This window comes from Amycolatopsis kentuckyensis (assembly GCF_002155975.1).
GTDB classification, from domain to species: domain Bacteria; phylum Actinomycetota; class Actinomycetes; order Mycobacteriales; family Pseudonocardiaceae; genus Amycolatopsis; species Amycolatopsis kentuckyensis.
Window position 1 is genome coordinate 1 of sequence record NZ_MUMI01000020.1, and the last position, 9969, is coordinate 9969.

At 72.1% G+C, this 9969-nt stretch carries 5 protein-coding genes; 2 read left to right on the forward strand and 3 right to left on the reverse strand.

Annotated features, from left to right (window positions below; translation table 11 throughout):
• Positions 1-854, reverse strand: an 854-nt coding sequence (locus tag CCN39_RS01680) for a thiamine pyrophosphate-binding protein (protein ID WP_244210572.1), incomplete at its 3' end; no start/stop codon positions are given.
• Positions 855-924: 70 nt separating this feature from the next.
• On the opposite strand from CCN39_RS01680, the gene CCN39_RS01685 reads away from it, so the two are divergent.
• Both CCN39_RS01685 and CCN39_RS01690 read left to right on the forward strand, forming a co-directional pair.
• Positions 925-1839 (forward strand): LysR family transcriptional regulator, encoded by a 915-nt coding sequence (locus tag CCN39_RS01685; RefSeq protein WP_086838036.1) that lies wholly within the window; start codon positions 925-927, stop codon positions 1837-1839.
• A gap of 51 nt (positions 1840-1890) precedes the next feature.
• Entirely contained in the window at positions 1891-2988 is a 1098-nt protein-coding gene (locus tag CCN39_RS01690) for a calcium:cation antiporter (protein ID WP_086838037.1), read from the forward strand.
• On the opposite strand, the gene CCN39_RS01695 is transcribed toward CCN39_RS01690, so the two are convergent.
• Both CCN39_RS01695 and CCN39_RS01700 read right to left on the reverse strand, forming a co-directional pair.
• Positions 2978-5326: a SpoIIE family protein phosphatase gene (locus tag CCN39_RS01695; RefSeq protein ID WP_086838038.1), complete on the reverse strand. Its 2349-nt coding sequence runs from the start codon at positions 5324-5326 to the stop codon at positions 2978-2980. The two genes, CCN39_RS01690 and CCN39_RS01695, sit on opposite strands and share 11 nt — an antisense overlap.
• Entirely contained in the window at positions 5323-9873 is a 4551-nt protein-coding gene (locus CCN39_RS01700) for a HAMP domain-containing protein (RefSeq protein WP_086838039.1), read from the reverse strand. Before CCN39_RS01700 ends, CCN39_RS01695 begins: the two co-directional genes overlap by 4 nt.
• Positions 9874-9969 lie beyond the last annotated feature (96 nt).

Genomic DNA, 9969 nt, shown 5'->3' on the forward strand with positions numbered 1-9969 from the left:
CGCGCCTGCGGGAGGAAGTTGTCGTACGGGAAGTCGGTGCCCAGCAGCACGATCCGGTCGGCCTCGTGCATCGCGTCGTAGCAGGCGCCGTAGCCGAGCAGGCCGCTCATGCCGACGTCGAACGGGTTGTCGTACTGGATCCATTCCTTGCCGCCGAGCGAATGCCCGACCGGCGCGGCGAGCTTCTCGGCCAGCGCCATGACTTCGTCGTGCGCGCCGCGGACACCCGCACCGGCGAAGAGCATCACCTTCTCGCCGGAGTTCAGCAGGCCGGCGAGTTCCCGGACGGTCTCCGGAGCGGGCACCGCGGGCGACGGCGTCACCAGCGGGAGCCGCTCGGTCAGCGGGCCGGTCGCCTTGCGGTCGGCCAGGTCGCCCGGGATGGTCAGCACCGCAACCCCGCCCTTGCCCACGGCGGCCTGCGTGGCGATCCGCAGCAGGCGCGGCAGCTGCGCCGGGTCCGCGACGACCTCGCTGAAGTGGCTGCATTCGGCGAACAGCCGGTCCGGGTGGGTCTCCTGGAAGAACCCGGTGCCGATCTGGTTCGACGGGATGTGCGACGCGATCGCCAGCACCGGCGCGCCCGAGCGGTGGGCGTCGAACAGGCCGTTGATCAGGTGCAGGTTGCCCGGGCCGCAGCTGCCCGCGCAGACGGCGAGCTTGCCGGTGACCTGGGCTTCGGCCGCGGCGGCGAAGGCCGCCGTCTCCTCGTGGCGGACGTGGACCCACTCGATGCCGTCGGTGCGGCGGACCGCGTCGACGATCGGGTTCAGGCTGTCCCCGACGATGCCGTAGATGCGCTCGACCCCGGCGTCACGCAGGGTCCTGACCAGTTGTTCTGCCACGGTAGCCATACCTCCAGCGTGGCCCCGGATGATCGATGCGTCCAATGCCTGATTGGCTGAAAATCCATACACTGGGGGCATGGACGTCCAGACGCTGCGGCTCTTCCGCGAGGTCGCGGCCGGGGCCACCGTCACGGAAACGGCCGCGCGGGCGCACCTCACCCAGCCCGCGCTGTCGCGAGCTCTCCGGCGCCTCGAGCGCGACGCCGGCGCCGAGCTGTTCCGCCGGTCCGGGCGGGTGCTGCGGCTGACCCCGGCCGGGCACGCCTTCAGGCGGCACGTCGACCTCGTGCTCGACCAGCTCGACCAGGGCCTGCGCGAAGTCGGTGAGATCGTCGCGCCGGACACCGGTGTCGTCCCGCTGGCGTTCCTGCACACGTTCGGCACCTGGCTGGTGCCCGCGGTACTGAGCGGCTTCCTCGGCGAGCACCCGGGCGCCCGGTTCGAGCTGCGGCAGCACGGTGAGGCCGGGCTGGAAGCGGAACTCCTCGACGGCACGGCGGACCTGGCCATCACCAGCGGCGACCCGGGGCACCCCCGGCTGCACTGGTCCCGCCTGCTCGTCGAGCCGCTGCGGCTCGCGGTCCCGCCGCGCCACCGGCTCGCCGGGCGCCGGCGGGTGCGCCTCGCCGACGTCGCGGACGAGACGTTCATCCTCCTGCGCCCGGGGTACGCGCTGCGCGAGACGACCGAGCGGCTGTGCGCCGAGGCCGGGTTCGTCCCGCGCATCGGGTTCGAAGGCGACGAGGTCGAGACGCTGCGCGGCCTCGTCACCGCCGGGCTCGGCGTGTCGGTGGTGCCGCTGCCCCACACGGCGGCGTTCCCGGCACCGCACCTCGAACTGACCGATGTGGACGCTGCGCGCGACATCGGTCTCGCCTGGGCGGCGGGCCGGAACCTCCCGCCGCTGAGCGAAACCTTCCGCCGGCACGTCGTCGCCGCGGCACCGCGGCTGGTGCCGTCCCACCTCGACCGTCCACAAGGGACGATGTGAGAAGTGCCGTACGGGACCGCGGAACCCCCGGCGTTGTGACAGGGTGGAGGCATGGTCGCCGCGCTGAGATCCTTCCTGCTGTCCTGGACCTCCGTCACCCCGGTGCTCGGCGTGCTCGTGCTGGCGCTCACCTGGGGCCGCGACCTCGGCCCGGTCTTCGTGGCGGTCGTCGCCGTCGCGCTGGGGGCGACCGTGCTGGCCGCGGTGCACCACGCGGAGGTCGTCGCCCACCGGGTGGGGGAACCGTTCGGCTCGCTGGTGCTCGCGGTGGCGGTCACCGTCATCGAGGTCGCGCTGATCGTCACGATGATGGTCTCCGGTGGCCCGGAGGCGGGCTCGCTCGCGCGGGACACGGTGTTCGCCGCGGTCATGATCACCACGAACGGCATCGTCGGCATCTCGCTGCTCGTCGGTGCCCGCCGTTACGGCTCGACGCTGTTCAACTCCGAAGGCAGCGGGGCCGCGCTGGCGACGGTCGCGACGCTGGCCACGCTGAGCCTGGTGCTGCCGGCGTTCACGTCCAGCACGCCGGGGCCCGCGTTTTCGCCCACCCAGCTGACGTTCGCGGCGCTGGCGTCCCTCGTGCTGTACGGGACGTTCGTGCTGACGCAGACGGTCCGCCACCGCGACTTCTTCCTCCCGGTGGCGGCCGACGGCGCGGTCAAGGAGGACGACCACGCCGAACCGCCGTCGGACCGCGCCGCGCTGGGCAGCCTGGCGCTGCTGCTCGTGGCGCTGGTCGCGGTGGTCGGGCTGGCGAAGGTGGAGTCGCCGGCGATCGAGGCCGGAGTGCGCGCCGCGGGGTTCCCGCAGTCGTTCGTCGGGGTGGTGATCGCGCTGCTGGTCCTGCTGCCCGAGACCCTGGCGGCGGTCCGCGCGGCCCAGCGCGACCGGATGCAGATCAGCCTCAACCTGGCGTACGGCTCGGCGATCGCGAGCATCGGCCTGACGATCCCGGCGATCGCGCTGGCGTCGGTGTGGCTGCCAGGCCAGCTGCTGCTCGGCCTGGGTTCGACGCAGATCGTGCTGCTGGCCCTGACCGTGGTGGTGAGCGTCCTGACGGTGGTCCCCGGCCGCGCGACCCGCCTGCAGGGCGGCGTGCACCTGGTCCTGCTGGCGGGCTTCCTGGTCTTGGCGATCAACCCCTGACGAGGCCGGCCGACGTGACTTCGATGCCGACCACGCAGGTGTCGTCGTCCGTGTCCGCCGTGCTGTACGTCAGGAGCCGGTCCAGCTGGTGCTCGAGGCCGCCGTCGTGGCCGTCGACCAGGGTGACCAGGCGGGACACCGAATCCTGGACCGGGCGGTCGCGGCGCTCGATCAGGCCGTCCGTGTAGATCAGCAGGATGTCGCCCTCCGCCAGCTGGAGCTCGTCCTCCTCGTACACCACGTCGCGGACCGCGCCCAGCAGCGAGCCGCGGATCAGCGGCAACGTCGTCGCCGTGCCGTCGCGGTGGCGGACGATCGGGGGCAGGTGCCCCGCCCGGGCCCAGCGCAGCTTCCGGTGCGCCGGGTCGTAGACCGCCGTCACCGCCGTCGCCGTCACGTGATCCGTCAGGTGGTAGGCCACCAGGTTCAGCCACGTCAGCAGCTGGGCCGGCCCGGCGCCGGTCGCCGCCAGGCCGCGCAGGGCGTTGCGGAGGCTCACCATGCCCGTCGCCGCGTCGATGCCGTGGCCGGCCACGTCGCCGACGCACAGCAGGACCTCGCCCGTCGGCAACGCGACCGCGTCGTACCAGTCGCCGCCGACCAGGTGCTCCTTCTCCGCCGGCCGGTAGCGGACCGCCGCGCGCAGGCCCGGCATGTCGATCGGGCCCTTCGCCGGCGGCATGATCGCGTGCTGCAGCTGCAACGCGAGCCGGTTGCGCTCCATCGCCTCCTGCTCGGTCTCGGCCAGCCTGTCCCGCGTCGCGGCCAGCGCGACCTCGGTCCAGTGCTGCGACGAGACGTCCTGGTAGGCGCCGCGGACCGCGACCAGCTCGCCGGGGCCGTCGACGACCGGCTCGGCGACCACCCGGATGTGCCGGGCGACGCCGTCGGAGCGTTGCAGCCGGAACGCCGTCGACGACGGGCGCTTGTGGTGCAGCACCGCCCGCAGGAACCGGCCGATCGCCGGCGCGTCGTCGGGGTGCGCGTGCGCGGCCAGTTCGTTCAGCGACAGCGGCGAGGCGTTCGGCGGCAGGCCGTACAACGCGAACAGCTCGATGTTCCAGGTGATCGCCCCGGTGACGACGTTCTCCTCGAAGCCGCCGATGCGCCCGAGCCGCTGGGCGTGCTGCAGCAGCACGGCGAGCTTCGCCGCGTCGTCCTGGATGCGCAGGATCAGCAGCACGTTCCCGGCGAACCGCGTGACGCTGACGTCGGTGAGCACGGTCAGCGGCACCTGGTCGACCAGGGTGGTGATCGCCATGCTGTCCGCCCGGAACGGCTCACCGGTGGCGTAGACGCGCTGGATCTTGTCGAGCAGCCCGCTCTCCTCGGCCGCGAGCGGGTACGTCTCCAGCAGCCGGGTGCCGACGATCCGGCTGCGCGGTCGCCCGCCCGGGTCGGCGAACCGGACGTTCGCGTGGTGGATGCGGAAGTCCCCGCCGTCCAGGCACGGCGTCAGCAGCACGGCCGGGTCGTGCAGGCCGTCGATGAAGTCCACCAGCTCGCCGAGCACGTCGGCCGTCGGTGGGAGCTCCCGGGTGTCGAGGGTGTACGCGCACAGTTCGGCCAGTGCCTCCAGCTGGCGGTGCTGGCGACCCGGCTTCTCGGGCAACGGGTCGGGCCAGCACATCTCGACGACGCCGATGATGCGCCCGCCGGTCCCGGTCGGCACGGTCACCCGGCCGCCCCCGGCGAAGGTGCGCTGCCCGATCGACGGCAGGCCGGCCCCGGCGAGCGTCGGGCTCCAGACGGTGTCGCGCTCGAGCAGCGCGCTGCGGGCGGGCGTCGGCACCCCCGGCGGGACGTACCGCCACCGCGCCGCCTCCTCGGCCGAGAACCCGGCGGATCCGGCCAGCGTCATCGACCCGTCGGACCCGGCGAGCCACACCGCGACGGCGGTCGCCCCCAGCGGCCGCAGCGCATGATCCAAAATGGACTCCGCGACGCGCTGGGTGTCGCCGGCCGCGAGCACGCCGCTCTCCGCGGTCCGCAGCCGCACGGCAATCGAGTCCGCGGACTCCTCGGAGTCGTCGGCGCGGGCCAGGAACTCCTGCGCCACCTCGGTCACCCGGTCCTCGGCCGCCTCGCCGACGACGTCCGCGGCGAACTCCAGCGGCGTCATCCCGGCGCGCTCGGCCAGGGATTCCAGCTGCCGCGCCGCGTCGGACGGCGCGCAGTGCAGGCGTTCCATCAGCACGCCCTTGGCGAGTTCGATCAGCGCGCGGCCGTCGGCGACGGCGTGCGCGTGGTCGATTTCGCTGCGCAGGCGGGCGACTGTCTCGGCGAGCCGCGCGAGGTTGGCCGGGACGTCGGCGGGCAACCGCTCGTCGCCGATCACGCCGTCACGTGCCGCTTGATGCGGGCGATCAGGTCGTCCGCATCGACCGGTTTCGTGACGTAGTCGGTCGCACCGGAGGCGAGGCTCTTCTCCCGGTCGCCCGGCATCGCCTTCGCCGTCACCGCCACGATCGGGATCCCGGCGTGCTCCGGCATCGCGCGGATCTTCGCGGTCGCGGTGTAGCCGTCCATCTCCGGCATCATCACGTCCATCAGGATCAGGTCGATGCCGGGGTGCGACGCCACCGTCTCGACACCCTTGCGGCCGTCCTCGGCGTGCAGCACCTGCATCCCGTGCAGTTCGAGGATCCCGGTCAGCGCGTACACGTTGCGCGGGTCGTCGTCGACGATCAGCACCGTCCGCCCGGCCAGCGTGGTGTCGACGTCGGCCGCGCGCACCGGCGCGGCCGGCTCGTCCGGGCGGACCAGCGGCAGCACCGCGCCGGGCTCCTCCGCCGACAGGTGCAGCGCGATCCGCTCGCGCAGCTCGTCCAAGCCGGACAGCACTTCCAGCGACTGGACGTCCGCGCGGGACTGCACCAGCTGTTCGAGTTCGCCGTCGAGCCGCCGGCTGTTGTGCGCGAGCACCGGGACCAGCCGCAGCGCGCTGTCGCCCTGCATCGCGTCGAGGAAGGTGAACGCGGTCCGGTCCGGCAGGTCCAGGTCGAGCACCACGCAGTGGTAGGCGTCGGTGGCGAGCGCGGCGGCCGCCTCCTGCGTGCCGACCGCCGTCACGACTTCGACGTCGGCGGGCGAGAGGCCGATCTCCCGGCTGTCGGACAAGTCCGCCGCCGCGCTTTCGGCGACGAGCGTCAGCAGCCCGTGCTGGCGTTCCTCGACGACCAGCAGCCGCCGGTAGGCCCGCGGCCCCGACGGCGGGACGGCGGCCCCGGGCTCGGCCGTCGCGACCGCGGTGCCGGGGTGCTCCCCCGCCGGCAGCGGCGCGAAGTCCGGGCGCGCGACCGGCAGCGCGAAGACGAACGTGCTGCCCTCCCCCAACGTGCTTTCGGCGGTGATGACCCCGCCGAGCAGCTGCGCGATCTCGCGGCTGATCGACAGGCCGAGCCCGGTGCCGCCGTACTTGCGGCTGGTCGTGCCGTCGGCCTGCTGGAACGCGCCGAAGATCGATTCGAGCTGGTGTTCGGCGATCCCGATGCCGGTGTCGGTGACCCGGAACGCGACGGCGGGCCCGTGCACCCGCAGCGGCCGGGGCAGCCGCTCGGGGTCCACCGGTTCGATGTGCAGCTCGATCCCGCCGACCTCGGTGAACTTGACCGCGTTGGACAGCAGGTTCCGCAGCACCTGCCGCAACCGCGAGTCGTCGGTGAGCAGTTCGGTCGGCGAACCGGGCGCGACCGTGATCCGGAAGTCCAGGTTGCGCTGCGAGGTCATCGGCCGGAAGGTCGCTTCGACGTAGTCGATGAGCTGGCGCAGCGACACCTGCTCCGGGGTGACGTCCATCTTCCCGGCCTCGACCTTCGACAGGTCGAGGATGTCGTTGATCAGCTGCAGCAGGTCCGAGCCCGCGGAGTGGATGATGCCCGCGTACTCGACCTGCTTCGCGGTGAGGTTGCGGGTCGGGTTCTGCGCGAGCAGCTGGGCGAGGATCAGCAGGCTGTTGAGCGGGGTGCGCAGCTCGTGGCTCATGTTGGCCAGGAACTCCGACTTGTACTTCGATGCCAGCGTCAGCTGCTGGGCGCGCGCCTCCAGCTCCTGGCGGGCCTGCTCGATCTCCAGGTTCTTCGTCTCGATGTCGCGGTTCTGCGTGACGAGCAGTGCGGCCTTCTCCTCCAGTTCGGCGTTGGACGACTGGAGTTCTTCCTGCCGCGCCTGCAGTTCCTCCGAACGGGCCTGCAGTTCCGCGGTGAGCCGCTGCGACTCGCCGAGCAGCTCGTCGGTGCGGGCGTTGGCGACGATGCTGTTGACGTTGACGCCGATCTGCTCCATCAGCAGTTCGAGGAACGCGCGGTGCACCAGGGTGAAGCCGTGCACCGAGGCCAGCTCGATCACGCCGAGCACCTGGTCCTCGACCACGATCGGCAGCACGATCAGGCTGGCGGGCGTGGTGCTGCCGAGCCCGGAGGAGATCGTGGCGTAGCCGGGCGGGACGTCGTCGACCGCGATCGCGCGGCGGCTGCGGGCGGCCTGCCCGACCAGCGACTGGCCGACCCGGAACCGCACCGCCGGCCCGTCGCCGTCGTCAGGGTGGCCGTACGCGCCGACCAGCCGCAGCTCGGGCACCTCGGCGGTGTCGTCGGCCAGGTAGAACGCGCCGTACTGGGCGTTGACCAGCGGGACGAGCTCGTCCATCACCGCGGCCGCGACGACGGCGAGGTCCCGGCGGCCCTGCATCAGCCCGGTGATCGTGGCCAGGTTGGACTTCAGCCAGTCCTGCTCCTGGTTCGCCCGCGTCGTTTCGCGCAGCGACTCCACCATCGAGTTGATGTTGTCCTTCAGCTCGGCGACCTCGCCGGAGGCGTCGACGGTGATCGACCGGGTCAGGTCGCCCTCGGCGACGGCGCTGGTGACCTCGGCGATCGCGCGGACCTGGCGGGTGAGGTTCCCGGCCAGCTCGTTGACGTTCTCGGTCAGCCGCTTCCAGGTGCCGGACACGCCTTCGACCTCGGCCTGGCCGCCGAGGCGGCCCTCGCTGCCGACCTCGCGCGCCACGCGCGTGACTTCCGCGGCGAACGCCGAGAGCTGGTCGACCATCGTGTTGATCGTGGTCTTGAGTTCCAGGATCTCGCCGCGGGCGTCGACGTCGATCTTGCGGGTCAGGTCGCCCTGCGCGACGGCGGTGGTCACCTGGGCGATGTTGCGGACCTGCCCGGTGAGGTTGTTCGCCATCGAGTTGACGTTGTCGGTGAGGTCCTTCCACGTGCCGGCCACGTTCGGCACCCGCGCCTGGCCGCCGAGCATGCCCTCGGTGCCCACCTCGCGGGCGACGCGGGTGACCTCGTCGGCGAACGCCGAGAGCGTGTCGACCATCGTGTTGATGACGTCGGCCAGGGCCGCGACCTCGCCCTTGGCCTCGACGGTGATCTTGCCCGACAGGTCGCCGCGCGCGACCGCGGTGGCGACCTGCGCGATCGAGCGGACCTGGCCGGTCAGGTTGGACGCCATGACGTTGACGTTGTCGGTGAGGTTCTTCCACGTCCCCGAAACGCCGCGGACGGTCGCCTGGCCGCCGAGGTTGCCCTCGGTGCCGACCTCGCGCGCCACCCGGGTGACCTCGTCCGCGAACGCGGACAGCTGGTCCACCATCGTGTTGATGGTGTCCTTGAGTTCGAGGATCTCGCCGCGGGCGTCGACGCGGATCTTCTGGGACAGGTCGCCGCGGGCGACCGCGGTGGTGACCTGGGCGATCGAGCGGACCTGCGCGGTGAGGTTGTCGGCCATGACGTTGACCGACTCGGTGAGGTCCTTCCAGGTGCCGGAGACGCCCTTGACGTCCGCCTGGCCGCCCAGCCGGCCCTCGGTACCCACTTCTCGCGCCACCCGGGTGACCTCGTCCGCGAACGCGGACAGCTGATCCACCATCGTGTTCAGCGTGTCCTTGAGCTCCAGGACTTCGCCGCGGGCGGTGACGTTGATCTTCTGCGAGAGGTCGCCGCTCGCCACCGCGGTGGCGACCTGGGCGATGTTGCGAACCTGGTCGGTCAGGTTGCCGGCCATGAAGTTCACCGAGTCGGTGAGGTCGCGCCAGGTGCCCGAGACGCCCTTGACGTCCGCCTGGCCGCCGAGCCGGCCCTCGGTGCCCACTTCTCGCGCGACTCGGGTGACCTCGTCCGCGAACGACGACAGCTGGTCCACCATCGTGTTGATCGTGTTCTTGAGCTCGAGGATCTCGCCGCGGGCGTCGACGGTGATCTTCTGGGACAGGTCGCCCTTCGCGACCGCCGTCGTCACCTGGGCGATGTTGCGAACCTGGTCGGTCAGGTTCCCGGCCATGAAGTTCACCGAATCGGTGAGGTCACGCCACACGCCGCCGACGCCGGGCACCTGCGCCTGGCCGCCGAGCCGGCCTTCGCTGCCGACTTCGCGCGCCACCCGGGTGACCTCGTCCGCGAACGACGACAGCTGGTCCACCATCGTGTTGACGGTGTCCTTCAGCTCGAGGATCTCGCCGCGCGCGTCGACGTCGATCTTCTGCGACAGATCGCCCTTCGCCACCGCGGTCGCCACCTGGGCGATGTCCCGCACCTGAGTGGTGAGGTTCCCGGCCATGGCGTTCACCGAGTCGGTGAGGTCCTTCCAGGTGCCGGACACGCCGGGGACCTTCGCCTGCCCGCCGAGCTGCCCCTCGCTGCCGACCTCGCGGGCGACGCGGGTGACCTCGGAGGTGAACAGCGACAGCTGGTCGGCCATGCCGTTGAAGACGGTGGCGATCTCGCCGAGCAGGCCATCGGCCCCGCCGGGCAGCCGGATGCCGAAGTCGCCGTCCCGGACGGCGGTCAGGCCGGCCAGCAACCGGCGCAGCTCCTGCTCCCCGGCCTCGCCCACGCCCGAAGCGTCCGCACCCGCACCCGGGCGCGTCCCTTCGACCATTGCCCCACCCATCCGCCACCCGTTCCTTCGTTCGCCGGCACCTGGGCGCCGTCCCGCTGCGTGCACACCGGATGGCTCAGCATAGTGCAGCTGCAC